General features: G+C 70.9%; 20 protein-coding genes and 4 pseudogenes. 10 read left to right on the top strand and 14 right to left on the bottom strand.

Annotation, left to right across the window (positions count from 1 at the left end; translation table 11 throughout):
• Window positions 1–50: 50 nt before the first annotated feature.
• Both ACZ4Z2_RS28885 and ACZ4Z2_RS28880 read right to left on the bottom strand, forming a co-directional pair.
• Window positions 51–530: a hypothetical protein gene (locus tag ACZ4Z2_RS28885; protein WP_468079898.1), complete on the bottom strand. Its 480-nt coding sequence runs from the start codon at window positions 528–530 to the stop codon at window positions 51–53.
• Window positions 531–938: 408 nt separating this feature from the next.
• Window positions 939–1,361, bottom strand: coding sequence for a secondary thiamine-phosphate synthase enzyme YjbQ (locus ACZ4Z2_RS28880; protein ID WP_055713212.1), 423 nt, complete (start codon window positions 1,359–1,361; stop codon window positions 939–941).
• Window positions 1,362–1,513: 152 nt separating this feature from the next.
• Between ACZ4Z2_RS28880 and ACZ4Z2_RS28875 the strand changes: the two are divergent.
• The 3 genes and pseudogenes from ACZ4Z2_RS28875 to ACZ4Z2_RS28865 form a co-directional block, all read left to right on the top strand.
• A pseudogene (locus ACZ4Z2_RS28875) lies at window positions 1,514–1,796 on the top strand (ABC transporter permease subunit); the annotation flags it as partial.
• Window positions 1,790–2,088: pseudogene (locus ACZ4Z2_RS28870) on the top strand (ABC transporter substrate-binding protein); the annotation flags it as partial. The pseudogenes ACZ4Z2_RS28875 and ACZ4Z2_RS28870, both read left to right, overlap by 7 nt.
• Window positions 2,089–2,131: 43 nt before the next feature.
• Complete coding sequence (locus ACZ4Z2_RS28865; protein ID WP_468079896.1) at window positions 2,132–3,223, top strand: NAD(P)-binding domain-containing protein; 1,092 nt, start codon at window positions 2,132–2,134, stop codon at window positions 3,221–3,223.
• A gap of 32 nt (window positions 3,224–3,255) precedes the next feature.
• Here the strand turns inward: ACZ4Z2_RS28865 and mltG are convergent, their stop codons facing one another.
• Window positions 3,256–4,140, bottom strand: coding sequence for an endolytic transglycosylase MltG (mltG, locus tag ACZ4Z2_RS28860; RefSeq protein ID WP_468079894.1), 885 nt, complete (start codon window positions 4,138–4,140; stop codon window positions 3,256–3,258).
• A gap of 43 nt (window positions 4,141–4,183) precedes the next feature.
• Window positions 4,184–6,145, bottom strand: a complete 1,962-nt coding sequence (locus tag ACZ4Z2_RS28855; protein ID WP_468079892.1) for an ABC transporter ATP-binding protein — start codon at window positions 6,143–6,145, stop codon at window positions 4,184–4,186.
• A 184-nt stretch (window positions 6,146–6,329) separates the two neighbouring features.
• Here ACZ4Z2_RS28855 and ACZ4Z2_RS28850 point away from each other — a divergent pair, with 184 nt between their 5' ends.
• Window positions 6,330–6,785, top strand: coding sequence for a MarR family winged helix-turn-helix transcriptional regulator (locus ACZ4Z2_RS28850; protein WP_468079890.1), 456 nt, complete (start codon window positions 6,330–6,332; stop codon window positions 6,783–6,785).
• Window positions 6,786–6,909: 124 nt separating this feature from the next.
• On the opposite strand, the pseudogene ACZ4Z2_RS28845 reads toward ACZ4Z2_RS28850, so the two are convergent.
• The 3 genes and pseudogenes from ACZ4Z2_RS28845 to ACZ4Z2_RS28835 form a co-directional block, all read right to left on the bottom strand.
• Window positions 6,910–8,301 (bottom strand): annotated as a pseudogene (locus ACZ4Z2_RS28845) (cation:dicarboxylate symporter family transporter).
• Between the two features lie 186 nt (window positions 8,302–8,487).
• A pseudogene (locus ACZ4Z2_RS28840) lies at window positions 8,488–9,336 on the bottom strand (peptide-N4-asparagine amidase); the annotation flags it as partial.
• Window positions 9,337–9,433: 97 nt separating this feature from the next.
• Window positions 9,434–10,144: a hypothetical protein gene (locus ACZ4Z2_RS28835; RefSeq protein WP_468079943.1), complete on the bottom strand. Its 711-nt coding sequence runs from the start codon at window positions 10,142–10,144 to the stop codon at window positions 9,434–9,436.
• A 294-nt stretch (window positions 10,145–10,438) separates the two neighbouring features.
• Here ACZ4Z2_RS28835 and ACZ4Z2_RS28830 point away from each other — a divergent pair, with 294 nt between their 5' ends.
• The 3 genes from ACZ4Z2_RS28830 (at window position 10,439) to ACZ4Z2_RS28820 (ending at window position 14,892) form a co-directional block, all read left to right on the top strand.
• Window positions 10,439–12,295: an ABC transporter transmembrane domain-containing protein gene (locus ACZ4Z2_RS28830; protein ID WP_468079888.1), complete on the top strand. Its 1,857-nt coding sequence runs from the start codon at window positions 10,439–10,441 to the stop codon at window positions 12,293–12,295.
• Window positions 12,292–14,073, top strand: a complete 1,782-nt coding sequence (locus tag ACZ4Z2_RS28825; RefSeq protein ID WP_468079886.1) for an ABC transporter ATP-binding protein — start codon at window positions 12,292–12,294, stop codon at window positions 14,071–14,073. Before ACZ4Z2_RS28830 ends, ACZ4Z2_RS28825 begins: the two co-directional genes overlap by 4 nt.
• Before the next feature lie 348 nt (window positions 14,074–14,421).
• On the top strand, window positions 14,422–14,892 hold the full coding sequence (locus tag ACZ4Z2_RS28820; protein WP_468079884.1) for a DUF5709 domain-containing protein: 471 nt from the start codon (window positions 14,422–14,424) through the stop codon (window positions 14,890–14,892).
• 50 nt (window positions 14,893–14,942) lie between these two features.
• Here ACZ4Z2_RS28820 and ACZ4Z2_RS28815 read toward each other — a convergent pair whose 3' ends face one another.
• Window positions 14,943–15,737: a metal-dependent hydrolase gene (locus ACZ4Z2_RS28815; protein ID WP_468079882.1), complete on the bottom strand. Its 795-nt coding sequence runs from the start codon at window positions 15,735–15,737 to the stop codon at window positions 14,943–14,945.
• A 166-nt stretch (window positions 15,738–15,903) separates the two neighbouring features.
• Here ACZ4Z2_RS28815 and ACZ4Z2_RS28810 point away from each other — a divergent pair, with 166 nt between their 5' ends.
• Together ACZ4Z2_RS28810 and ACZ4Z2_RS28805 are read left to right on the top strand one after the other, a co-directional pair.
• Window positions 15,904–18,417 carry a DEAD/DEAH box helicase gene (locus tag ACZ4Z2_RS28810; protein WP_468079880.1) on the top strand — a complete coding sequence of 838 codons (2,514 nt, stop codon included), beginning with the start codon at window positions 15,904–15,906 and terminating at the stop codon, window positions 18,415–18,417.
• Between the two features lie 40 nt (window positions 18,418–18,457).
• Window positions 18,458–19,333 (top strand): acyl-CoA thioesterase, encoded by an 876-nt coding sequence (locus ACZ4Z2_RS28805; RefSeq protein ID WP_468079878.1) that lies wholly within the window; start codon window positions 18,458–18,460, stop codon window positions 19,331–19,333.
• A 52-nt stretch (window positions 19,334–19,385) separates the two neighbouring features.
• Here ACZ4Z2_RS28805 and ACZ4Z2_RS28800 read toward each other — a convergent pair whose 3' ends face one another.
• Both ACZ4Z2_RS28800 and ACZ4Z2_RS28795 read right to left on the bottom strand, forming a co-directional pair.
• Window positions 19,386–20,420 carry a DUF6397 family protein gene (locus tag ACZ4Z2_RS28800; RefSeq protein WP_468079876.1) on the bottom strand — a complete coding sequence of 345 codons (1,035 nt, stop codon included), beginning with the start codon at window positions 20,418–20,420 and terminating at the stop codon, window positions 19,386–19,388.
• Window positions 20,421–20,546: 126 nt separating this feature from the next.
• Complete coding sequence (locus ACZ4Z2_RS28795; RefSeq protein ID WP_468079874.1) at window positions 20,547–20,960, bottom strand: roadblock/LC7 domain-containing protein; 414 nt, start codon at window positions 20,958–20,960, stop codon at window positions 20,547–20,549.
• A 96-nt stretch (window positions 20,961–21,056) separates the two neighbouring features.
• On the opposite strand from ACZ4Z2_RS28795, the gene ACZ4Z2_RS28790 reads away from it, so the two are divergent.
• Window positions 21,057–21,485 (top strand): PPOX class F420-dependent oxidoreductase, encoded by a 429-nt coding sequence (locus ACZ4Z2_RS28790; protein WP_468079873.1) that lies wholly within the window; start codon window positions 21,057–21,059, stop codon window positions 21,483–21,485.
• Window positions 21,486–21,531: 46 nt separating this feature from the next.
• Here ACZ4Z2_RS28790 and ACZ4Z2_RS28785 read toward each other — a convergent pair whose 3' ends face one another.
• The 4 genes from ACZ4Z2_RS28785 to ACZ4Z2_RS28770 all read right to left on the bottom strand — a co-directional run bounded on the left by ACZ4Z2_RS28785 (window position 21,532) and on the right by ACZ4Z2_RS28770 (window position 25,758).
• Window positions 21,532–22,137, bottom strand: coding sequence for a GTP-binding protein (locus tag ACZ4Z2_RS28785; protein ID WP_468079871.1), 606 nt, complete (start codon window positions 22,135–22,137; stop codon window positions 21,532–21,534).
• Between the two features lie 213 nt (window positions 22,138–22,350).
• A complete protein-coding gene (locus tag ACZ4Z2_RS28780; RefSeq protein ID WP_468079869.1) occupies window positions 22,351–22,767 on the bottom strand; it encodes a DUF742 domain-containing protein in 417 nt (138 codons plus the stop codon).
• A 19-nt stretch (window positions 22,768–22,786) separates the two neighbouring features.
• A complete protein-coding gene (locus tag ACZ4Z2_RS28775) occupies window positions 22,787–23,224 on the bottom strand; it encodes a roadblock/LC7 domain-containing protein (protein WP_468079867.1) in 438 nt (145 codons plus the stop codon).
• Complete coding sequence (locus ACZ4Z2_RS28770) at window positions 23,221–25,758, bottom strand: sensor histidine kinase (protein WP_468079866.1); 2,538 nt, start codon at window positions 25,756–25,758, stop codon at window positions 23,221–23,223. Before ACZ4Z2_RS28770 ends, ACZ4Z2_RS28775 begins: the two co-directional genes overlap by 4 nt.
• Window positions 25,759–25,791 lie beyond the last annotated feature (33 nt).

Below are 25,791 nucleotides of genomic sequence, written 5' to 3'. Positions count from 1 at the left end.
GAGCGCAAGGGTGACGGCAGCGAGCACCGCCCGCCCAGTCCGCATGCACCTCATGGCGCCACCACCGCAGGGGTGGCCGTCGTGGGCCTCGCATCGGGCAGCTTCATCGTGGCCAGGACCTTCCAGGCGCCGTTCTCGTTCACCATCACCGCCGCGTAACTCACCGTCGGCCCACCCGGAGCAGCAACGGTGACCGCCATCACCCCGCCTCCCACGCCGTCCGGCGCCCACGTCGCGGGTTCTGGCGTGACCTTCGAACCCTTCGGCACGCCCTGGGCAGCGCGTCCCATGACCTCCGCCTGGGCGCCGGCCGCGACCAGCGATGAGGGGTTGGTAGCGAGCTTCTCCAGTGCGGCGGCGACCTGCTGCGCCTGCTCGTGCGAATCGGTGACCGGCGCCCGGCCATCCCCCTTCGACTCACCGACGGCGGTATCGTCCCCCGGCCTGATCAGCAGGACTACCAAGAGAGCGAGCAGGCTCGCCACCACGACGGACACCCCGACCAGCAGACCACGACGCGCACGCGCCACGCCAACTCCCCCCAGCTGTAGGGAATGAGGATGAGCGTATCGACCGCAATTGCGCAATACTCAGTTGACGCCTTTTCGTGACGTTCGATGACGATCCACCGCTGCCGCGCCCGGCCCTGCGCCTGTCAAGCGAACAGCAACTGTTCGCTTCATCCACGATCTGCGAGTGGCCGGCTCCTCTGGCTGTCGTGTGCGGCTGGCTGGGCAGTCAGCCTGCACCTGAGACAGTCCTTCGTACGACTCCAGATGACCAGTGGACGGTTGGCCATGCTGGGCGCGCAAGGTCTCCAACCGGCGCCGCCAGGAGGGCACCGTCGGGCGGCGCCGGACCAGGGAGCAGTTCGCCAGCCCCGCTCCCTGCCCCGTTCGGTGCGGCCGGACTTTCCCGCTACAGTCCCGCCACAACACCTAACCGAGGAAGCTCAGCCGGACCTGGCGGTCTGGGTTGTCCTTGTTGGTGTCGACGAGGCACACCGACTGCCAGGTCCCCAGTTGCAGGCTGCCGCCGACGACGGGAAGCGTGGCGTGGGGCGGCACGAACGCCGGGAGGACATGGTCCCGGCCGTGGCCGGGGCTTCCGTGGCGGTGCTGCCAGCGGTCGTCGGCGGGCAGCAAGGTGTGGAGGGCGGCGAGGAGGTCGTCGTCGCTGCCGGCGCCCGTCTCGATGATCGCGATGCCGGCGGTGGCGTGCGGGACGAAGACATTGAGGAGGCCGTCCCGGCCGGCGGCCGCCTCGCGGAGGAACGCCTCGCAGTCGCGGGTGAGATCGACGACCCGCTCACGGGAGCCGGAGGCGACGTTCAGGACTCGGGTGGTGAAGGCATCGGACATGACTCCATCCTCGCGCACGCCGAAGTCGTGACAGGGGAGCGGCAACACAGAAACAACAACACGGGAACGACGACACGAGAACGACGACGGGGAAGCCGCTCTCACTCACCGAGCGAGACCCTTCTCCTTCGGGCACCCCTCTACCAGGGCCGCTGATCGAGGCCGGGGAGTCCCTCGGGCTGTCGCGCTGGGGGCTCGTGCGGCACGTCGGGGTCCGGGAGTGCTGCCCGGGGCGATGACCGGGCTGCGCTACTCCCTCGGCATCGCGTGGCTCGCGCCCGTCTTCGCCGAGCAGATCAACGCGGGGGTCGGCATCGGCTTCCTCATGGTGCAGGCGGGACTCCCTGCGGACCGACGTGATCGTGGCCCGCCTGATCGTCTACGCCCTTCCTCGATCTCCTCGCCGACTTCATCGTCCGCTCCCTCGAAAGGCTCGGCGCGCCTACCGGTGGGTGTACGCGTACGAGGAGGAGTGGGCAAAGGTGTGGGCGAAGGACACGGGCCTGCCTGAGGATGTGGCGCCGGCGGCGGTGAAGCGGACGTACAAGACCCGGGTCGCGGTCGCCGTGGAGGGCGGCTCATCGCCTCCGAACAGCAGATCGCCGATACCTTCACGCGGCTGAAGCTGATCGCCCGCGAGGTCGACTTCGGTGACTTCACGGACCAGCGGTTCAACGGTGGCCTCCCGCCGTCGACCACCGCACCCCGGCCCTCCGAGGGCTCCTGACCGGCCGGGGAAGATCCGGGGCCCACCCCTGGTTAGTACAAGCGTGAACAATGTGCGTGAGGTCGAGGTGGTCGTCATAGGCGCCGGTCAGGCAGGACTGGCCGGTGCCTATCACCTGCGGCGCGCCGGTTTCGAACCGGAGCGCGACTTCGTGGTGCTCGACCACTCCCCCGGCCCCGGCGGCGCCTGGCAGTTCCGCTGGCCCTCGCTCACGTACGGCAAGGTCCACGGGATGCACGCCCTGCCGGGCATGGAGCTGACGGGTGCCGATCCCGCACGGCCGTCCTCCGAGGTCGTCACGGAGTACTTCGACAGCTACGAGCGCACCTTCGACCTGCGGGTACGGCGTCCCGTGGAGGTGCGCGCGGTGCGCGAGGGTGAGGGCGGGCGGCTGCTCGTGGAGACCTCGGACGGTACGTGGTCGACGCGGGCGCTGATCAACGCCACGGGCACCTGGGACCGGCCGTTCTGGCCCCGCTACCCGGGCCAGGAGACGTTCCGGGGCCGTCAGCTGCACACCGCCCAGTACCCCGGCCCGGAGGCGTTCGCCGGGCTGCGGGTGATCGTGGTGGGCGGGGGCGCGTCCGGGACGCAGCACCTCCTGGAACTCGCCCCCCTTGCCGCGGCGACCACGTGGGTCACCCGGCGTCCGCCCGTGTTCCGCGAGGGTCCGTTCGACGAGGACGCCGGTCGCGCGGCGGTCGCCCTCGTGGAGGAGCGGGTCCGGCAGGGTCTGCCGCCGAAGAGCGTGGTGTCGGTGACGGGGCTGCCGCTGAACGACGCGATCCGGCAGGGCATCGCGGACGGCGTCCTGGACCGGCTGCCGATGTTCGACCGGATCACACCGGACGGCGTGGAGTGGGACGACGGGCGCCGCGTGGACGCCGACGCGATCCTCTGGGCGACCGGGTTCCGCCCCGCCATCGACCACCTCGCCCCGCTGCGGCTGCGGGAACCGGGCGGCGGCATCCGCGTCGACGGCACCCGCGCGGTCGCCGACCCCCGCGTCCATCTGGTGGGCTACGGCCCCTCGGCCAGCACCATCGGCGCCAACCGGGCGGGCCGCGCCGCGGTGCGGGACATCCGACGACTCCTGGCGGACGCGCCGGGCACCGTTGCCACCGCTGCCGCCTGAACCGGCGGAGGCGCGGCGGGCCTTCACGTTCCTCAGCCGGCCGCCGGTGAGGGTTGCCCGCTGGTCGCCCCGGCGGACTCCGACGGCTGCTTGCCGCGGTGCTCATTGAACTCGGCGACGTTGCGCAAATGTTCCTCGTAGTTCGCCGTGAAGCGGGTGTCGCCGGGCTTGACCGTGACGAAGTACAGCCAGTCCCCGGGCGGCGGGCTCGTCGCGGCGCGCATCGCGTCCTCGCCCGGGTTGTCGATCGGCGTGGGCGGCAGCCCCATGCGGCGGTACGAGTTGTAGGGGCTGTCGATCTTCGTGTCGGCGACACTCGTGTCCAACGTGGAGCGGTTCAGCGCGTAGTTGAGCGTGGAGTCCATCTGCAACGGCATCCCGCGCTCCAGCCGGTTGAACACCACACGGGCGACCTTGCCCATGTCCGCCTTGGTGGCGGCCTCGGCCTGCACGATGCTCGCGATCGTGACCGCCTGGTAGACGTTCATCGCGTTGCGCTGCGCCCCGGCCGTGACCTGACCGCCGTTGAACTTCTTGTGCGCGGTCTCGACCATGAACGTCAGCAGCGACTCCGGCGTCGTCGTCCTCGCCAAGGGATAGGTCGCCGGGAACAGATAGCCCTCCGGATTGCCCTGGGCCTCCGCCGGGAGCGACAGCCGCGCCTTGGCCAGGGACTTCTTCGTCGATCCGGCGGGCAGGCCGAGCGCCTTGTCGACGGCGTCGTAGACCTGCACGGCTCGCCAGCCCTCCGGGACCACCAACGACGTGGGCCGCTCGGCCCCGCCTTCACCGCTGTCCACGCTCAGCAGCGGCACCGCCACGGCGGCGGCCGCCACGACCGCCCCGGTCGCGATGAGGGCGGCCCGGCCCCGGCGAGTCAGTCGAATCGTGCTCCGTGGCGGAGTGTTCATCTGCATGCGGGCACGGTAACCCGCATATCACGTCAAAACCGACATATCTTCATCTTGTCGACTCCATCGGCCGCAGCGGCGAAGCCTTTTGGCCGGGGGCGTCGTCCGACTCGGCGCCGGGGGCGTCGTCCGACTCCGGGCCGGGAGCGGTCTGGGAGTCGGCGGCCTGGGGGTCACGAGCCGGCTCCAACTGGGCGTCGCGGCGCACGAGGGCGGCGTAGCGGCCGTTCTGCTCCAGCAACTCCTCGTGGGTGCCGCGTTCGACCGCGCGCCCGTCGTCGAGGACCACGATCTGGTCGGCACCCCGGACGGTGGAGAGCCGGTGGGCGATGGTGATGGTGGTGCGGTTGGCGGAGAGCGCGTCGATGGCCTCCTGCACGGCGTGCTCGGTGCGGGTGTCCAGGGCGCTGGTCGCCTCGTCGAGGATGAGGACGGGCGGGTCGCGCAGGATCGTGCGGGCGATGGCGAGGCGCTGCTTCTCCCCGCCGGAGAAGCGGTGGCCGCGCTCGCCGACGACCGTGTCGTACCCGTCGGGCAGGGACGTGATGTGGTCGTGGATCTGCGCCGCCCGCGCCGCCGCGTGGAGTTCGTCGTCGGTGGCGTCCGGCTTGGCGAAGCGCAGGTTGTCGGCGACGGTGGCGTGGAAGAGGTACGTCTCCTGGGAGACGACGCCGACCGCGCGGGCCAGGGTGTCGAAGGCCAGGTCGCGGACGTCGACGCCGTCGATCAGGACGGCGCCCCCCGTCACGTCGTACAGCCTCGGCACCAGGCAGCCGAGCGTCGACTTGCCCGCGCCGGTGGGGCCGACGAGGGCGAGGCTGCCGCCCGCCGGGACGGTGAGGTCGATACCGCTGAGTATCGCGGCGGAGGCGCCCTTGCCGTCGTCGTAGCGGAACTCGACGTCGTCGAAGCGGACCTCGCCCTTCACCTGGTCGAGGCGGACCGGACGCTCGGGCTCGGTGATGTCGATGGGCAGGTCGAGGTACTCGAAGATGCGCTGGAAGAGCGCGAGCGATGCCTGGATCTGGACGCCGGTGGACAGCAGGCTCACCGTCGGCCGGAAGAGGTTCTGCTGGAGCGAGACGAAGGCGACCAGCGTGCCGACCGAGACGGACGGGCCGCCGAACTGGAACGCGAGGCCGGCCGTCCAGTAGATGACGGCGGGCATGGCGGACATGACGATCGTGATGATGGCCATGCGCCAGCGCCCGGCCATGTTCGACCTGACCTCCAGGTCCACGAGCGCCTCGGACTCCTCGGCGAACGACCGGGTGAGCGAGTCGGAACGGCCCATCGTGCGGCCGAGCAGGATGCCGCTGACGGAGAGCGACTCGGTGACGGTCGCGGCCATCGCGGCCATCTGCTTCTGCCGCTGGGTGGTGATCTTCTTTCGTTCTTCGCCGACACGGCGGCTTATCCACACGAACAGCGGCAGCAGGAGCAGGGTGACCACGGTGAGCCGCCAGTCCAGGGCGACCATGGCGACGATCGTGGCGACCACGCTGGTGAGGTTGGAGACCAGAGAGGTGGCCGTGGACGTGACGGTCGCCTGCATGCCGCCGATGTCGTTGGCGATGCGGGACTGCACCTCGCCGGTGCGGGTCCGGGTGAAGAAGGCGAGCGACATGCGCTGCAGCCGGCCGTAGACGGCGGTGCGCAGGTCGTGCATCACGCGCTGGCCGACGGTCGTGGAGATCAGCGTCTGCAGCACGCCGAAGATGCTCGTGAGCACCGCGCTGAGGATCATCCCGAGCGCGAGCAGGCTCAGCAGCCCGAGACGGCCCTCCGGGATCGCGGTGTCGAGGATCTCCTTGAGCAGGAAGGGCGTCGCCACGGAGGCCAGCGACGCGGCGCCGACCAGCAGTCCGACCACGGCGAGCCGGCCCCGATAGGGGCGGAAGAGCTTCAGGATGCGGCGGACCTGTCGCGGCGCGGCAGCGTCGGTGGCCCCCTCGGCACCACCGGGCGCGGTGCGGGCGGGGGTCCAGGCGGGTTGGTCGTCGGGATGCATGGGCTCCTACGGGGTGAGTCACGGATCGCGCTGCTTCGTCCTCCGTCATGAGTTCGGCGGCGCGTCCGGTATTGGATTCAGCGAGGTGCGGGTCACGGCTCCGGGTTCCCCGCGGAGGCGATTCCGGAGCCTAGCTCATTGTTACCTATACTCACAATGAACATCATCCTGATATTGTTCCCGCATGACCGCCCCCGATGCCGACGGCCTGCTCGCCGAGCAGTTGCTGCGGCTGACCCGCCGTGTGCACCGCATCCAGAAGCGCCACCTTCTGCAGAGCGGGCTGGACATCACCCCTGCACAGTCCCGGTTGCTGCGGACCCTCGCGCACTACGACGCGCCCCCGCGCATGGCCGATCTCGCCGAGCGCCTGGAGGTGGTGCCGCGCGCCGTGACGACCCTGGTCGACGGGCTGGAGGCGAGCGGCCGGGTACGCCGGGCGCCCGACCCCACCAACCGGCGGGTCATCCGCATCGAGGTCACGGACGAGGGCCGCAAGATCCTGGAAGAGTTGCACCGCGCTCGCCGGTCCGCCGCGGAGGAGATCCTCTCGCCCCTGTCGGACGGCCAGCGGGAGGTACTGGGCGACCTCCTCGACACGCTGGTGGACGGGGCGCCGGGGGTGGAGCGGGCGTGCTGAGCCCCGATATACGGGCGCGGTGACACGGAGCGGCGCTCGACGCCGGCCCTCGGGGCGGCCCGCCGCACAGGGAAAGGCCCGGCGCCGAGGTGCGGCGCCGGGCCCCTGTCGTCGGTGACGGTGATCAACTGGCCCCGGAGGCAGGCTCCTTGACCCCACCGCCCGGCTGCGCGGGGACCGCCTTGACGGTGCTCACGGCGGCGACGGTCGAGGCGGCGGGCGCCGTGGGCGCGTTGTCCGCGTCCGCGGCCTCTTCCTCCACGAACTCGATCTCCCCGTCCAGCATCTTCCTCGCACGTACGGTGCCCAGCGCGCCCTCCCACCTGGAGACGACGAAGACGGCGACGCAGTTGCCGAGCAGGTTGGTGGCGACGCGCATCGAGTCCATGATCCGGTCGACGCCCAGGAGCAGGGCGACGGCACCGGCGGGGATGGCCCCGAGCGAGGCGGCGGTGGCCGACAGGGCGAGGAAGGCGGAACCGGGGATGCCGGCCATGCCCTTGCTGGTCAGCATGAGGACCAGGACGACGGTGACCTGCTGGCCGAGACTGAGGTCCACGCCCACCGCCTGCGCGATGAAGAGCGTGCCGATGGAGAGGTAGATGGACGCGCCGTCGAGGTTGAACGAGTACCCGGTGGGCAGCACCAGCCCCACCGCGTCGTCCCGGGCGCCCGCCTGCCGCAGCTTCTGCATCATGCGCGGCATGACGCTCTCGCTGGACGCCGTGCCCAGCGCCAGCAGCATCTCCGCACGGGTGTAGCGCACGAACTTTCACAGGCTCAGCCCGGTCATCAGCTTCAGCGCGACGCCCAGCAGCACGAGGAAGACGGCGGCGACGGCGTAGCAGAGGATGATCAGCTTGGCGTAGGTCTTCATCACGCCGAGGCCGTACTCGCCCACGAGGTGGACCATCGCACCGAACACGGCGAGCGGGGCCAGCTTCATCACGAAGCCGACGATCGCGAAGATGACCTCCTGGGCCTGCTCGATGACGGGCAGGATCTTGGGCACCTTGGTGTGGCCGAGGTGCAGCAGCGCGGCACCCGTGAGGCAGGCGAGCACGAGCACCTGGAGCAGCGCGTTCTCGGCGAACGCGCCGATCGCGCTCTGCGGCAGCGCGTTGAGGATGAACTCACCGGTCGTCGGCAGCTCACCGCCCGCCGTCTTCGCGTCCACCGCCGAGGTGTCGAGCTTCGAGGGGTCGACGTTCATGCCCGCGCCGGGGCCGAAGACGTTGGCGGCGATCAGACCGATGAGCAGCGCGGCCGTGGACGCCACCTCGAACCAGATCAGCGCCTTGAGCCCGATCCGCCCGAACGCCTTCAGATTGCCGGCCTTGGCGATACCGACGACGACCACGCAGAACACCAGCGGCGAGATGACGGTCTTGATGAGCCGGATGAAACCGTCGCCGAGCGGCTGGAAGGTCGTGGCCGTGTCCGGCCACAACCTCCCGACGACGATGCCGAGCACAAGCGCGACTCCGACTTGTGCGAACAGTGAGGTACGCAGCATGCGTGCGACGCGTCGCGGCAGGGACGGTACGGACTGCGGCACGGGCACTCCTCCGAGGGGACTTTCTGGTATGCGGAAAAGCACTTCCGCGCCGATCACTATCCGGGAGTCGCCGCTCATGGGGAAGACCGTCGCGTTTCCTCGACGTAAATCATCGAACAGACGTCACATCACACGCATTTGGCATCAGCAGGCCATTCGGTCCTCGGTCAGCACTCCCTGTACCGAGACCAGCGAACGGTCGTAGCAGCCGTCCGAACCGTGCACGCGGTAGCGCTCGCTCGTCGTGCCGACGGCATGCCGCTGGTCACGCGGCACGTACGCCGTGTATGTGGCGTCTCCCGTGTAGGTGTCGTCGAGCCGGGACCACGCGGTGCGCCGACCGCCGTGCGTCGCGGTGACCGTCGCCCGGTCGCCGAGCGTGAGCACCGTCCGCAGCCGGTCCCCCGCACCGAGCGTCGTCGTGCCGTCCATCGTGTACGACCGCCGGCTGCGGGTGGTCCGGGCCGGGCCGGGTCCGTCGACGGTGACCGTCTCGTCGTCGCTCCACCTCGCGTCGAGTGCGTCGGGGTTCTCGCCATCGGACCAGGTGTGCACGGAGGTGTGGGAGAGGCTCCGGCGCACGGTGGTCGTCACTCTGCCGTGCGAGGTGTCGACGTACCCGGCGACCGTCAGCCGGTGACTCCCCTCGGTGTCGAGCCGGTGCTCCGTACCGGGCGTGTACGTGGACGAGTTGGCGAGGTCACCCGCCCGGACCTGCGTCAGGGCACCGGTGACGCGGTCGCTCCTCTCGTCCTGCCACACCAGCACGTTGACCGGGGTGCTCCAGCCGCTCTGTCCCTCGGGTACGCCGACGACGGAGACCTCGACCCGGTGCGGGCGCCCGTCGTTGAGGAGGCCGGCGAAGGGCGTGAGGTCGTAGCGGATGGGCTGGATGTCGAAGGCGCGGGGGCCGGGGACGACGTACCAGAGGAAGGGGTTGGACCAGCCGCCCGTCCACACCGTCGGGAACGGCGTGGCGATTCCCGCCGGTTGCTGACGATCCGGTTTCTCATGGGCGGAGTTCTACGGGCAGTCGACGCCGCGCACAATGACGCCTCCGGTCACACGAGTGGCCGGAGCCCCCTGCGAGTCAGGCTTTCAGCGACGCCTTGTCCCCCATCACGATCACCGGGTGCGCGGCCGGGTCGAGGGTGCGCAGCAGGTACTCCATGCCCGACTTGGACAGACTGACGCAGGCCGACGTCCCGCTGCCGTGGTCCATGTGCAGCCAGATGCTGCCGCCCTTCGACTGGCCCGCGGGGCGCGTCGGATCGATCGGCGAGGTGCCCTTGACACGGTTGTAGTCGATCGCGATGACGTAGTCGAAGTCGTGCCAGTGCGACTTCGCCCAGTAGTGCGGCGCCTGGAACGCCGGCGACTGGCTGTACGGCAGCTTCGCCCCGGGATCGGCGAGAACACCACCCGCGTCACTGAGCGTGAACACTCCTACGGGGCTGCGCTTGTCGCCCTCGTGATGGTCGGCCGTCCAGCCCTTCTTGCCGTTGTGCCCCAGCCAGGTCCTGGTCTCCTTCCAGGCGGACCCGCTCTTCGTGTACAGGACGATCTTCGAGTCGGCGTCGTTCACGCCCTCGCCGTACACGGCCACCACCTGACGGGACTCGGCGGGGATCCGCTGCTGGAGGCGGTCACCGACGTCCGGGATACGGGTCGGGTCGGCCTTCCGCTCCTCGGAATGCCCCGCCCTGCCCCCCGAGTCCGTGTCGGCCCCGCCGGTCCGGCCCGCGTCACCCGAACCCCCGCACGCCGCCAGCGACACCACCAGAGCGCCGCAGACCACCATCGCCGACCCGGCTCGCCTCACGCCCCTGACCTCGCTCGCACCGCCGACCGCCCCACGCCTCGTACCGCCTATTCGCATGCGCTCCATCGTCGCACCGCGCGCCGACTCCCCGCGTCCAACGCCCCCGCCGAACCGGCGTCGCGAGGGAGGTCCAGGCCGAAACTTTGCCCGGCGACGGAAAACCGTTTGCCTCGGGCCACGCGGTGACGCGAACCTTTCACGGCCGGTCGCCGGGCCTTGCCGCCCCTTTTGCACCCTCATCCCCCCTCCTCTGACACGACCCACAGGGACGTCATGCAGATTCAAGACCTTCCGTACCAAGACCCCGGTGTGCCGGACGCGCGCTCGGGTCCCCGATTCCTGTGGTGGCTGGGCCGCAACCAGCTCGGCGGACAGTTCAAGGCGCTGGCGTGGGGACTGCTGCACTTCACCTCCGTGGCCGGACTGCCGTTCTGCGTCGGCGTCGCCATCGAGGCCGTGGTCGCCCGCTCCGGCACCCGACTGGCCCAGTCGGGCGCGCTGCTGGCGCTGTGCGGAGTCACCATCGCGCTCGGCGACACCTTCCTGCACCGCTCCGCGGTCACCAACTGGATCACCGCCGCCGCACGCGTCCAGCAACTCCTGGCCCGCAAGACGGCCCAGCTCGGCTCGGCGCTGACCCGCCGGGTGGCGGCCGGCGAGGTCGTCGCCGTCTCCACCGGCGACGTCGAGAAGATCGGCTGGTTCGTCGAGGCCGTCTCCCGCTTCACCGCGGCGGCGCTCACGGTGGTGCTGGTCTGTGTCGCCCTGGTGGTCTACCAGCCCGCGCTCGGCATCGTCGTCGCCATCGGCGTGCCCGTCCTCGCCCTCGCCGTGCTGCCGCTGCTGCCCCGCGCGACACGACGCGCCGACTTCCAGCGCGAGAAGGCCGGCCGCGCCACCGAACTGGCCTCGGACACCGTCGCGGGCCTGCGCGTGCTGCGCGGCATCGGCGGCGAGGAGCTCTTCCTCGACCGCTACCGTCGCGCCTCCCAGGAGGTCCGCCACGCCGCCGTCCGCAGCGCCCGTATGTGGGCCCTGATCTCCGGCATCCAGGTCCTGCTGCCGGGGCTGCTGATGATCGCGGTCGTCTGGTACGGCGTGGGTCTCGCCCGCGACGGCCGGATCAGCGTCGGCGAACTCGTCACCGTGTACAGCGCGGTCATGCTGCTCGGGTACCCGCTCAGGCACTTCGAGGAGATCGCGATGGCGTACTCCTTCTCCCGCCCCTCCGCCAAACGGGCCGCCCGCGTGCTGTCCTTGGAACGGCCCACCGACACCGAGGGGTCACGCGAGGCCGCTGTGCCGTCCGGAGACCTGTACGACCCGGCGACCGGACTGCTCGCCGCCGCCGGACGTCTCACCGCGGTGGTGTGCGGCGACCCGGACGCCGCCGGAAGGCTCGCGGAACGGCTCGGCGGCCACGCGTCGGAGGAAGGCACGTCGGTGCTCCTGGCCGGTGTCCCCCTCGACGAGTTGCCGCTCGACTCCGCCCGCACGGCCGTCCTCGTCCAGGACAAGGACCCGGTGCTGCTCTCCGGCACCCTCCGCGAACTGCTCGACGTGCCGGCCTCGGGCGAGGTGACCGCCGAACAGGCACTGGCCGCCGCCCAGTGCGGAGACGTCCTGGAGGCCCTGGCCCAGGGATCGTTGGACGCCGAGGACCCCCTGGACGCCCACATCACCGAGCGCGGCCGGTCCCTGTCCGGCGGCCAGCGCCAACGTCTGGCCCTGGCCCGCTCCCTGATCACGGACCCGGAGGTCCTGGTCCTCGACGAGCCGACCTCCGCCGTCGACTCCCACACCGAGGCGAGGATCGCGGACGGCATCCGGTCCCTCCGCGCGGGCCGCACGACGCTCGTCCTCACCTCTTCCCCGCTCCTGCTCGACCTCGCCGAACGCGTGGTGCTGGTGCACGAGGGCGAGGTCACGGCGGTGGGCGTGCACCGCGAACTCGTGCGCGAGGAACCGCGGTACCGGGCCGTCGTCACCCGTGAGACGGACGAGGAAACCGCCGCGGACACCGGGTGGAACGACCGCGCCGCCCTGCGCGAGGACACCGTGCCGAAAGACCGCAGGACCACGCTCAGCGATGTGCTGGACGAACTGGAAGAGATCGAGGAGACCGCATGATCGGCGTGGCGCCACCGGCGTACGACCCGGCCGCCCCGACGACGGCGAACACCCTGCCCGTCGGCGCCCCCGCGACTGTACGCGCCTACGTGGCCGAACTGTTCCGCCGCCACCGCCGGGCCTTCGCCCTGCTCATCGGCGTCAACACCGTCGCCGTCGTCGCCTCGATGGCGGGCCCCTACCTGCTCGGCGAGCTCGTCGAACGCGTCTCCGACGGAGCACGCGAACTCCATCTGGAGCTCACCGCCGGGGTGTTCGTCGTCGCCCTCGTCGTCCAGGCGGTGTTCGTCCGCGAAGTGCGGCTGCGCGGCGCCATGCTGGGCGAGCGGATGCTGGCCGACCTGCGCGAGGACTTCCTCGTACGGTCGGTCGGTCTGCCGCCTGGCGTCCTGGAGCGGGCCGGGACGGGTGATCTGCTGTCCCGGATCACCACCGACATCGACCGCCTCGCCAACGCGATGCGGGAGGCCGTACCGCAGCTGGCGATCGGAGTGGTGTGGGTGGCCCTGCTCCTCGGCGGGCTCGCCGTGACCGCTCCGCCACTGGCGCTCGCCGTCCTGCTGGCGCTGCCCCTGCTGGTGGCGGGCTGCCGCTGGTACTTCAAACGGGCGCCCTCCGCCTACCGTTCCGAGTCCGCCGGGTACGCGGCCGTCGCCGCCGTCCTCGCGGAGACCGTCGACGCGGGGCGCACCGTCGAGGCCCACCGCCTCGGCGCACGCCGCATCGAGCTGTCCGACCAGCGCATCCGCGAATGGACGGCATGGGAGCGGTACACACTCTGGCTGCGCTCGGTGCTCTTCCCGGTCATCAACTTCACCCACAGCATGGTCCTCGGCGCTGTGCTGATCGTCGGCGGTGTCTTCGTCCTCCAGGGCTGGATCGGGCTGGGCCAGCTGACCACGGGCGCCCTCATCGCCCAGATGCTCGTCGAGCCGGTGAACCTCATCCTGCGCTGGTACGACGAGCTGCAGGTCGCCGAGGTGTCGCTGGCCCGGCTGGTCGGCGTGCGGGACATCGAACCGGGCGCGGGTGATCCCGACGTGGTCCCCGAGGGACGCCATGTCCACGCCGATCAGGTGCGCTTCGGGTACCGCGAGGGCGTCGACGTGCTGCGCAAGGTCTCGCTGGAGGTCGCGCCCGGCACCCGGCTGGCCCTCGTCGGTCCCTCCGGTGCCGGCAAGTCGACCCTGGGCAGACTCCTCGCCGGCATCTACGCGCCCCGCCACGGCCGGATCACCCTCGGCGGTGCCGAGCTGTCCCGGATGCCCGCCGAGGACGTCCGCTCCCATGTGGCCCTCGTCAACCAGGAGCACCACGTCTTCGTCGGCTCCCTGCGCGACAACCTGCGGCTCGCTCGTACCCATGCCGAGGACGCCGAGCTGTGGGCGGCGCTCGGCGCGGTCGACGCCGACTCCTGGGCGCGGGCGCTCGAGGACGGCCTGGACACCGAGGTCGGCTCGGGCGGGCTCGCGCTCACCCCGGCGCAGGCCCAGCAGATCGCGCTCGCCCGGCTGGTCCTCGCCGACCCGCACACCCTGGTCCTGGACGAGGCGACCTCGCTCCTCGACCCGCGTGCGGCCCGGCATCTGGAACGCTCCCTCGCCCGTGTCCTCGACGGCCGCACCGTCGTCGCCATCGCCCACCGTCTGCACACCGCGCACGACGCCGACGTCATCGCCGTCGTCGAGAACGGCCGCATCAGCGAGCTGGGCAGCCACGACCAGCTCGTCGCGGCGGACGGTGCGTACGCGGCGCTCTGGCGGTCTTGGCACGGCTGAGCCTGGTCCCGGGCGGCGCGGGAAGGCTCGGGGCCTGTCGTCACCGGCAGAAGCCGCCCGCCGTGGGCGCATCCCCGGCCCGGTCTCGGCGACCGCCCGCTCCCGGGCGGTCCTCTGCGGGACGGCCGGGGCCGCCCCCGCCGCCGGGGCCGCGGGCCCGCTCGCTCCCGGGGTTGGTCCCCTGACGTTGCGTGGTGCCGACGGCGAGTGGAACTCTGGTGGTGGGCACTGATTCGGGGGACGCCCGTGAGCCGCCCGGTTCCCGGGGGTCGGACCGTTGCCCAGGGGTTCGCGCGCCCACCGTCGCCACACGGTGGCACCGGGCCCGTCCCACCACTGGAGGTACCCGTGGACAGAGCCGGCGGATGGGGAGACGACGTCTACCAGCCAGACGCTTCGGAGATCCAGGACGACGCCGGGCTGCTGGACGCCGAGGACACCCTGGTCGCCGACGGTGTGGACGACCCGCTCGACCGGGGCTGGTCGCCACCGGAGCGGCCATGGGCGGTGGAGCACACCGGAGTGACCGCCGCGGAGCGCCTGCGCGGCGAGACCCTTGACCAGCGGCTGGCCGAAGAGCTGCCGGATGTCGCCTCCGTCGACGGGGACGGCATCGGCGACGCCCAGGACACCGACGGTGAGCTGCTGGACAACGAGGTGGGAGGCCCTCGCTCCGGCCGCCTCGTCGCCCCCGACGAGGGCGCGCACGAGGACGAGGAGAACGGACTGATCGCCACGGACGTGGGCATCGACGGGGCGGCCGCCTCCGCCGAGGAGGCCGCGATGCACATCGTGGACGAGGACTCGGTCGCGGGCTGACCCGGCCCGGCCGGCTCCCTCCTCGCCCGGACGGCGGGTCGCCCGCGCTGTCAGATGACGTTCAGGGCCGCGGCCGCTCCGACGCCGCCGAGCACCATGAACACCGGCATGAGCACCCTCAGCTCGACCCAGCTGCCGGCCCGGAACCGCATCGCCTTGGGCGGACCGATCGGGTACCAGCGCTTGCGGCCCACCGGTATCGGCCACAGGATCGGGCAGCCCGAGACGGTCAGCGCATCGCCGATGTCGTGCACCAGCGCGCCCAGCAGGATCGGCAGGCCGAGCCACAGGTACTCCTGGCCCGGCTCGGTGAACAGCCAGTCCGCGCCGTTGCCCGGCTTGTCCAGGACACCGGCGATGATCCAGGCGCTGGTCGCGGCCAGCAGCCACACCAGCACATCGCTGCTCGATCCGCGGGCCGCCCGCCACAGCAGACCCTCGATGGCCAGCACCATGTGCACGAACAGGATCGCCAGCACCGCCCAGCGTCCCCCCGTGATCGCAACGGCGGAGGCGCCCGCGCCGAGCAGCACCGCCCACAGCCAGGTGTGGGTGAGTGTGCGGTGACCGCCGGAGCGGCGTGGGTCGCCCTGCTTCTTCGTCGCCTTGTAGACGGCGTAGGAGAGCTTGTCGACGATCTCGCACACCCAGCGGGAGAGCGGGCCGAAGGAACGGGAGATCGTGGCCGCCTTGTGGTCCAGGTCCGGGGCGAGCGCGGCGCCCGCGCAGATCAACGCGCCGGCCAGGAGAACCGGCCAGGGCATGGTGTGCCCGGTCGCGGCCGCCGCCGCCCCTACACCGAGCCAGGCCGCGGCCCCGGACAGTGAGTGTGCTGGTCCCATCATGGCCGTGCCCCGTCCCATTCCTTCTGTGCCGCTGTCCGGTTGCCCCGGGCCGCTGTCCAGTTGTCCACGTGCGTCGACGCTCCGTCGGCGGCACAGCGTAGCGTTCGCGATCTTCGACCGGGTATCCGATTCCCGCCTTGGGGACCCGGGCAGGCAAGATGGGGGCGTGACCCTCATCGATCAGCTGCCGCGGACCGCCGACCCCGACGCCCTCTACGAAGCCTTCGAGTCGTGGGCCGTGGAACGCGGTCTCACCCTCTACCCCCATCAGGAGGAGGCGCTCATCGAGGTGGTCTCCGGCGCGAACGTGATCGTGTCGACGCCCACCGGCTCCGGCAAGAGCATGATCGCGGCGGGTGCGCACTTCGCCGCCCTGGCCCGCGACGAGGTCACCTTCTACACCGCCCCGATCAAGGCGCTGGTCTCGGAGAAGTTCTTCGAGCTGTGCAAGATCTTCGGCACCGAGAACGTCGGCATGCTCACCGGCGACGCGTCCGTGAACGCCGACGCCCCCGTCATCTGCTGCACGGCCGAGGTCCTCGCGTCCATCGCGCTGCGCGACGGCAAGGACGCCGACGTCGGCCAGGTCGTCATGGACGAGTTCCACTTCTACGCGGAGGCCGACCGAGGCTGGGCCTGGCAGATCCCCATCCTGGAGCTGCCGCAGGCCCAGTTCATCCTGATGTCGGCGACCCTTGGCGACGTCTCGATGTTCGAGAAGGACCTCACCCGGCGCACCGGCCGTCCCACGTCCGTGGTCCGCTCGGCCACGCGCCCCGTGCCGTTGTCGTACGAGTACGTCCTGACGCCGCTGACGGAGACGCTCACGGAGCTGCTCGCCACCAAGCAGGCACCCGTGTACATCGTGCACTTCACCCAGGCGCAGGCCGTGGAGCGGGCGCAGGCGCTGATGAGCATCAACATGTGCACGCGGGAGGAGAAGGACCAGATCGCCGAACTGATCGGCAACTTCCGGTTCACCACCAAGTTCGGTCGCAATCTCTCCCGTTACGTCCGGCACGGTATCGGCGTGCACCATGCCGGGATGCTGCCCAAGTACCGGCGGCTGGTGGAGAAGCTGGCCCAGGCCGGTCTGCTGAAGGTCATCTGCGGCACGGACACCCTCGGCGTCGGCGTCAACGTCCCCATCCGGACGGTGCTGTTCACCGCGCTCACCAAGTACGACGGCAACCGGGTGCGGACGCTGCGCGCCCGTGAGTTCCACCAGATCGCGGGCCGTGCCGGACGGGCGGGCTTCGACACGGCCGGCTTCGTGGTGGCGCAGGCGCCCGAGCACGTCATCGAGAACGAGAAGGCACTCGCCAAGGCGGGTGACGATCCGAAGAAGCGCCGCAAGGTGGTCCGCAAAAAGGCACCCGAGGGGTTCGTCGGCTGGACGGAGAACACCTTCGAGAAGCTCATCGCCTCCGAGCCCGAGCCGCTCACCTCCCGCTTCCGGGTGACGCACACGATGCTGCTGTCGGTGATCGCACGCCCCGGCAACGCCTTCGAGGCGATGCGGCGGCTGCTGGAGGACAACCACGAGCCGCGCAAGCAGCAGCTGCGCCACATCCGGCGGGCGATCGCCATCTACCGTTCGCTCCTGGACGGCGGCATCGTCGAGAAGCTCGACGAGCCGGACGCCGAGGGCCGGATCGTCCGTCTGACGGTCGATCTTCAACACGACTTCGCGCTCAACCAGCCGCTGTCCACGTTCGCGCTGGCCGCGTTCGAACTGCTCGACCCGGAGTCGCCGTCCTACGCCCTGGACATGGTCTCCGTCGTGGAGTCGACGCTCGACGACCCGCGGCAGATCCTTGCGGCCCAGCAGAACAAGGCGCGCGGTGAGGCCGTGGCGGCGATGAAGGCCGACGGCGTCGAGTACGAGGAGCGCATGGAGCGGCTCCAGGACGTCACCTACCCCAAACCGCTGGAGGAGCTGCTCTTCCACGCGTACAACACGTACCGCAAGAGCCACCCGTGGGTCGGCGACCATCCGCTGTCCCCGAAGTCGGTGATCCGGGACATGTACGAACGGGCGCTCTCCTTCACCGAGTTGGTGTCCTTCTACGAGCTGGCCCGCACCGAGGGCATCGTGCTGCGCTACCTGGCCGGCGCCTACAAGACCCTCGACCACACCGTCCCCGACGACCTGAAGTCGGACGACCTGGAGGATCTGATCGCCTGGCTGGGCGAGATGGTCCGCCAGGTCGACTCCAGCCTCCTCGACGAGTGGGAGCAGTTGGCCAACCCGGAGGAGATGACCGCCGAGGAGGCCCAGGAGAAGGCCGACCAGGTCAAGCCGGTCACCTCCAACGCGCGTGCCTTCCGCGTCCTCGTCCGCAACGCCATGTTCCGTCGCGTCGAGCTGGCTGCCCTCGACCAGGTCGACGAACTGGGCGAGCTGGACGCCGAGTCCGGTTGGGACGCCGAGCGGTGGGGTGAGGCGATGGACAAGTACTGGGAGGAGTACGACGAGCTCGGCACCGGTCCCGACGCCCGCGGCCCTCGTCTGCTGATGATCGAGGAGGAGCCGCAGAACGGGCTGTGGCGTGTCCGTCAGACCTTCGCCGACCCGAACGGCGATCATGACTGGGGCATCAGCGCGGAGGTCGACCTCGCGGCCTCCGACGCCGAGGGGCGCGCCGTCGTCAAGGTCACCGACGTCGGTCAGCTGTGAGCAGGCGTCGGTCAATCGTGAGCACCGGAGAGGCCAGCAGATGACGTCCAACCCCGCCGAGCGGCTCGTCGACCTTCTCGACCTGGAGCAGATCGAGGTCAACATCTTCCGCGGGCGCAGCCCGCAGGAGTCCTTGCAGCGGGTCTTCGGCGGCCAGGTGGCCGGCCAGGCGCTGGTCGCCGCCGGACGCACCACTGAGGGCGACCGGCCCGTGCACTCGCTGCACGCGTACTTCCTGCGCCCGGGGCGTCCGGGGGTGCCGATCGTGTACCAGGTCGAGCGGGTCCGCGACGGGCGGTCCTTCACCACGCGTCGCGTCACCGCCGTGCAGCAGGGCCGCACGATCTTCAATCTGACCGCCTCCTTCCACAAGCCTGAAGAGGGGACCTTCGAGCACCAGCTGCCGCCGGCCCGTGAGGTGCCGGACCCGGAGTCGTTGCCGACGCTGACGCAGGAGATCACGGATCATCTGGGCGCACTGCCCGAGAGGTTGGAGCGCATGGCGCGGCGTCAGCCCTTCGACATCCGGTATGTCGACCGGTTGCGCTGGACCCCCGAGGAGATCGAGAACGCGGAGCCGCGCAGCGCGGTGTGGATGCGGGCCGTCGGTCCCTTGGGGGACGACCCTCTCGTCCACACCTGCGCGCTGACGTACGCCAGTGACATGACGCTCCTGGACGCCGTCCGCATCCCCGTCGAGCCGCTGTGGGGACCGCGTGGCTTCGACATGGCGTCGCTGGACCACGCCATGTGGTTCCACCGGCCGTTCCGTGCGGACGAGTGGTTCCTGTACGACCAGGAGTCGCCCATCGCGGTGGGCGGACGTGGTCTTGCCCGTGGTCGCATCTATGACCTGGAGGGGCGTCTGCTCGTGTCGGTCGTCCAGGAAGGGCTGTTCCGCAAGCTCGGTTCCTGACGCGTCCGTCGGCCGGCGCGGGAGCCGGGTCACACCGCGCGCGGCGGGCTGGTCAGGGGTGTCTCCGGGCCAGCCATCCGAGCAGACCGGGTCGCTTCTCGGACACCGGTCCCGGCATCTCGGGGCGTTTCCCGGGGCGCCTCACGTTCCTCGCCGGGCGTGAGGCCGGTTCCTTCCTGCGGGGCCTGGGCGCGAGGCGGTGTGCGCGGGCCTCCACGAGGGCCTGCCTCAGGTCCGCGCGCAGCCATTCGATCTCGTCGGCGTGGTCCGCCGTCATGATCGTGGCGGTGAGCAGGGCCGCGGGTGAGTCGGGCGGGCCCTGGTCGGCCCGTGGAGGCCGGTGGCGGTTGAGGTGGGCGCGCTCGTAGGGATCCCGGACGATCTCCGCGATCTCGACGGGGTCGAGGAGTGAGGCCGGCGCGGCGGCGCGGGCCCAGGGGTCGTCGGCCTGCCTCAGCAGGAATCCGAGATGGCGTCCGCGCCAGTTCCTGGGCCGCAGGTCGAGACCCGTGTCCAGTTGGGTCCTCAGCTCTTCCGGCAGGCGGCCCGTCAGCCAGTGGGCGTTGTTCTCGTCGGCCGCGAACGCCCTCAGTTCTTCTGCCAGATAGAGCCAGACGACGGCTCGGTAGCGGTTCAGATAGAACTTGACCGGTGTGACGAGCCCCAGTCGTGCGAGGCGCACGAAGCGCGTCGGCGCCACGTCGAGGATCGCTGCGGCTTCCCGGGAGCCGACGGCTTCGACCCGTGCGCGCAGCGTCTCCGGGAAGCCCTCCTCGGCGCGGAGCCGGTCGATCTCGCTTCGGACGATCCGGCGTCCTCCGCCTCCCTCGTCGGGGACGGTTCGTACACACCCGAGGTGTACGGCGAGGTCGAGCTGGCTTCGTTTCAGGCCCAGTTCGCGTGCGGCCCGGCTCTGGGCCAGTGGCCGGTCGGCCGCCCCGGAGGATGTCGGGGCGGCGACCGCCGTGGTGGGTGTCGGGGCGGCCGTCGCCGTGGTGGGTGTCGGGGCGGCCGTCGCCGTGGTGGGTGTCGGGGCGGCCGTGGCCGTGGTGGGTGGAGCAGGTCGCGTGATGGTGTTGCCGGACATGGTGGTTCTCCCCCGTGCTCTGCTGCGGCGGCGCCGGTTCGCGTCGCCTCGGGAAAACCGTAGCCCGTTCGCGGAAAGTCGGGGCGGGCCTGTGGATAACTTTGATCGGGCTGGTGAACCCGCAGGTCAGAGGTCCCTGCCGGCGGAGTGTTCGGGCTGTCGGGCGTCCACGCCGAGGTGTTCGCCGACACGGTTCACCATCAGGGTCATCTCATAGGCGATCTGCCCGATGTCCGCTTCCGCGGCGCTGAGCACGCAGAGGCAACTGCCCGCGCCGGCGGCGGTGACGAAGAGCATGGCGTCGTCGAACTCGATCATCGTCTGCCGTACGTCACCGGCGCCGAAGTGGCGTCCCGAACCCTTGGCGAGGCTGTGCAGACCCGAGGAGACCGCGGCGAGGTGCTCGGCGTCCTCCCGTCTCAGGCCGGTACTGGCCGCCGTGACCAATCCGTCGCTGGACAGCACCAGTGCGTGTCGTACGGGTTCGACGCGCTCGGTCAAGTCGTCCAGCAGCCAACCGAGTCCCGCGTTCTGCGGCATTTTTCCTACTCCCCGTTTTCGTCGTTCCTCCTGCCGAGGAGGATCCGACGGTTCAGCCTTCCCCACTGCCGCCGCCGGAGCAAGCAGGATGGGGACATGGCAAAGAAGATGACCGACAAGGAATGGCGGGACTTCGTCTCACACGGAACCCGCACCGGAAAACTGGCGACCTCCCGTGCCGACGGACGTCCTCATGTGACGCCCATCTGGTTCTTGTTGCACGGTGACGAGGTGCTGTTCAACACCGGCAAGGAAAGTGTCAAGGGACGGAATCTGGCCAGGGACGGCCGCGTGGCGCTCTGCGTGGACTCCGACGTACCGCCGTACGACTTCGTGGTGCTGGAAGGCCGGGCCGAGCTTTCCGAGGACCTCGACGAGGTACGCCACTGGGCCGCGCGGATAGGTGCTCGCTACATGGGCGAGGACCGGGCCGAGGAGTTCGGTGCCCGCAACGGCGTGCCGGGCGAGCTCCTGGTGCGGATGCGCGTGGACAAGGTCCTCGCGTACTCCGCCGTTTCCGACTGAGCGCCGGCCCGGTCGCCACCTGTCTTCACCGGAGGGACCGGGCGGTTCAGCTCACGGAGTCGAGCAGCCGGGCGGTGTGCATCCGTCCGGCGTACTCGACGAGGCGTATCAGGACGTCCTTGCCGGAGTCACGGTCCCGCGCGTCGCAGAGGACCACAGGAGTGCCCTGATCGAGATCGAGGGCGCGCGACACGTCGTCGGTGCCGTAGGCGCCGGCTCCGGAGAAGCAGTTGACGGCGACCACGAACGGGATGCGCCGGTGCTCGAAGAAGTCCACCGCGGGAAAGCAGTCCTGGAGTCGCCTCGTGTCCGCGAGGACGACCGCCCCCAACGCGCCCTGGGCCAACTCGTCCCACAAAAACCAGAACCTGTCCTGCCCCGGGGTGCCGAACAGATACAGCGAGAGTCCGGACCGGATGGTGATGCGGCCGAAGTCCATGGCCACGGTGGTGGTCACCTTCTGGTCCACTCCACCGGTGTCGTCCACCGTCTGACCGGCCTCGCTGAGGAGTTCCTCGGTGCGCAGCGGCTTGATCTCGCTGACCGCGCCCACCAGGGTGGTCTTGCCCACGCCGAAGCCACCGGCGACGAGGATCTTCAATGCCAGGGCGCCCGTGTCGCCGTCTGCGGTGTCGGAGTACTCGGAGACCATCGATCACTTCTCTCGGGAGGGCGGGGCAAGGTCGGCATAGGTACTGCGGTGCGAGCCAGCATCATGGCAACTGCCGCTCCACAAAGGGGTGTTGGTTCGCTTTTTCATGGCATCGACCGACTCGTGCGCGTTCGGTGTCCGGTTGGGTGCACAAGTTCGTACGGGACCGACCCGCACCGTTGCCCATCCCCCACGATCCGCACGGTTGTTCCGTTACAGGGCCCTCAGCCCTTCGATCACCTCACGCAGAATGCGTTCGTCGGGCAGCTGCGCGGGCGGGATCGGCCGGCTGACCGTGACGTGGCCCAGTTCCACGAGGTCACCGAGGAGTACGCGCACCACACCGACCGGCAGGTCCGCGCCCGCGGCGAGTTCGGCGACCGACTGGGTCTCGGTCCGGCACAGTTCGATCAGTGTGCGGTGCTCGGGGCCGAGTGACGTGTCGCCGTCGACGTCGGGTGCGCCGATGTGGAGGGACACCAGGGCGATCAGATCGAGGCGGACGCCGCTGAGGCCGGGTTCGGTGCGTCCGCCGGTCATCGCATAGGGGCGGACGAGGGGCCCGGCCTCGTGGTCGTACCACTGGCTGCCCGGCGGCTCGTGCGGAGCACTCGCGCTGTCCTCGGTCATGAGCACGGCTCGTTCCCGTTCATCCGGCGGCGGGCGGGCGCGCGCCGGCGCGAGGCGGCGTGTAGAGGTGCTCGCCCACGCGTTTCACCAGGCGTGCCATCTCGTACGCCACGAGCCCGATGTCGGCGGTGACGGAGGTGAGGACGGCCAGGCAGGAGCCGTCCCCGGCGGCCGCCACGAAGAGGAACCCGTCGTCCATCTCCACCATGGTCTGGCGCACCCCCCCGGTGCCGAAGTGCCGGCCGGCCCCCTTGGCGAGACTGTGGAAGCCGGAGGCGACGGCGGCGAGGTGCTCGGCGTCCTCGCGTACGAGGTCGGTCGACGCGCCGACGGCGAGACCGTCGTTGGACAGCACTACCGCGTGTCGCACCTCATGTACACGCAGGACCATGTCGTCCAGCAGCCAGTCGAGTTCGCCGGACCGTCCGTTGGCCCTGGTGGTCGGGTCCTGGATCATGCGGGGTCTCCTTTGCTGCTGTCGCCGCTCGTCGCGGGGCCGTGGGTGACGCCTCGTCCGGGTGCCCTGCCGCCGCCTCGCGCCCAGCCGTCGCGGTAGGCCGCCATGCGGTCCCGTACGAGTTCGGGGGTGCGGTCGTCGTCCGCCGCGTGGCTCGGGGCCGGGTCCGGCCCGCCGCTGTGCCCGTCGCGCAGCTGGGGGGCGAGGTTGGCCTGCCGTACTCGGCGCGGCAGTTCGCCGGCGTGGTCCGGTTCCCGCGCAACGCGGTGCTGCGGCAGGGCGGTCACGCCGGGCGGAGGAGGCTCGGGCGGGCTGCCCGCCGCGGCGTCGGGGGAGGAGGCCACGGGAGCCATCAGTGCCCGCCGGTCGACGGACTGCTCCACAGGATACTGCCGCGCACCGGCGTGCACGGGCGCGTACTCCCGTTCCTCGGGCTGCCGCCGCGCCTCGGTGACGGCTCCCGGGGAACGTTCCGTCATCCCGTTGTGGAGCAGAGCGGTCGGGAGGAGCACCACCGCGGTGGTGCCGCCGTACGGAGAGGTCCTCAAATGGACCTTGATGTCGTGACGGGAGGCGAGCCGGCTCACCACGAAGAGACCGAGACGGTCGCTGTCGAAGAGGTCGAGGGCTTCGGACTGCTCGATCCTGCGATTGGCCTCGGCGAGGGTCTCCTTGCCCATGCCGAGTCCGCGGTCTTCGACCTCGACGGCGTATCCGTTGCCGACCGGTTCCCCGGTGATCCGCACGCGCGTGTGCGGTGGGGAGAACTGGGCGGCGTTCTCGACGAGTTCCGCCAGGAGGTGGATGAGGTCGGCGACGGCCGCACCCGCGATCCGCGCCTCGGGGAGTTGTCGTACCTCCACGCGCGCGTAGTCCTCGATCTCGGAGACGGCGGCGCGGACGACGTTCGTCAGGGAGACCGGCATGCGCCAGGCGCGGCCGGGAGCGGCCCCGGAGAGGATGATCAGGCTCTCCGCGTGGCGCCGCATGCGGGTGGTGAGGTGGTCGAGCCGGAAGAGGTCGCTGAGCTCGTCGGGGTCCTCGGACCTGCGTTCCATGCTGTCGAGGAGGCTCAGCTGACGGTGGACGAGCACCTGGCTGCGGCGGGCGAGGTTGACGAACACCCCCGAGATGCCGCCGGCCAGTTCGGCGCGCTCGACGGCCGCACGGAGGGCGGCACGGTGGACGATGCCCAACGCCTCGGCGACCTGGCCGGTCTCGTCCTCGGCGGCAGGCCCCGGCGGGGCCTCGGCGTCGACGTCGATCTCCTCGCCGGCCCGCAGTCTCCGCATGGCGTGGGGCAGTTTGCGACGGGCGATCTCCAGGGCACCGTTGCGCAGGCTCACCAGCTCGATGACGAGGGTGCGCCCGATGCGTACGGAGATCACGAGCGACGCGGCGACGGCGGCGAGGCCGAGGAGCACCGCGGCACCGGCCGGGGTGAGCAGGGCGCGCGTGAACGGGTCGGCCCGGTCGGCGACGTCGCGTCCGGCGTCGGCCTCGATCTTCCGCATCCCGTCCCGCACGCGCGTGTGTGCCGTCCGCCAGGCGCCCTCCGGTGCGGCGGTGAGCGCCTTGGCGCCGGGACGGCTCTTGAGCACCGCGTCCTCGGCCGCGCTGACGTCGGTGTACGCGTCGCCCTCGGCGAGTTCGCGCCAGGCGGTGCGTTCGGGGCCGCGCAGGTCGGCGGTGGCGGCTTCGGTGAGGGTGCGGCGGGTGCTCACGGCGCCGCCGAACAGACGCAGTCGCTCACCGTCGAGGGTCCCGGAGAGGCGTGCGCCGGCCAGCAGCGCGTCCTCCTGGGCGAGGGCCTCGGCCGCACGGGAGAACTCGAGCAGCACGCGCGCGTCGGAGCCCGCTTCGGCGTCCTGGATGCCGGTGAGCGCGCCGCCGACGCCGTAGGCCGTGGAGATGGTGGCGGTGTACCGCTCGTACGTCTCGGCCCAGCCGCTGCGACGGTCCAGCACCGACGCGCGCAGTGACCGCAACTGCTCGGCACCGGAGACGAAAGCCGCGAGACGCCCGGCGACGCCGGCGGGCAGGTGGATTCCGTCGGCGACGGTGTGCCGATCACCCAGACGCAGTCGTGCGACCGCGCGATCGGAGGCTCGGGCGAGCGTCCTCAGGGCGCTTCCGTGAGCGTCGGAGGGTCGCGTCGTGTACCGCACGGCGGCGGTGCGTTCGGCCTGGAGCGCGGCGACGGCGTCGGCGACCGGGGCGCGCACGGAGGCGTCGACGCGCTGGAGCTGCCGAAGGCGGGCGACGTCCTGGGCGGTGGTGACGGTGGCGTACGCCCACAGGGCGAGCAGGGAGACGACGGGCACCATCAGCAGGCAGACGATCTTGGCCCGGACGGTGCGGGGGCGTATGCGCGGGCGGCCGGTGCGTCTGGGCGGGCCGGTCGTGGGGGCTCCGGTCTCGTCGGGGTCGAAGCCCTCGTCGGCGGGTGGTCCCGCGTGGGCGCGGCGTCCGCGCGCCGCGGGCCGGGTCGGCGTCTGGACGCCGGTGGTCGAAGTCCTGCCGGGTGTACGCATGGCCTCCTCGCTCAAAATGGTCGGGCGTGCCTT

It is taken from the genome of Streptomyces sp. NPDC030183 (assembly GCF_055573455.1).
The sequence above is the reverse complement of the archived record's forward strand: the minus strand, read 5'-3'. Positions and strand labels throughout refer to the sequence as shown.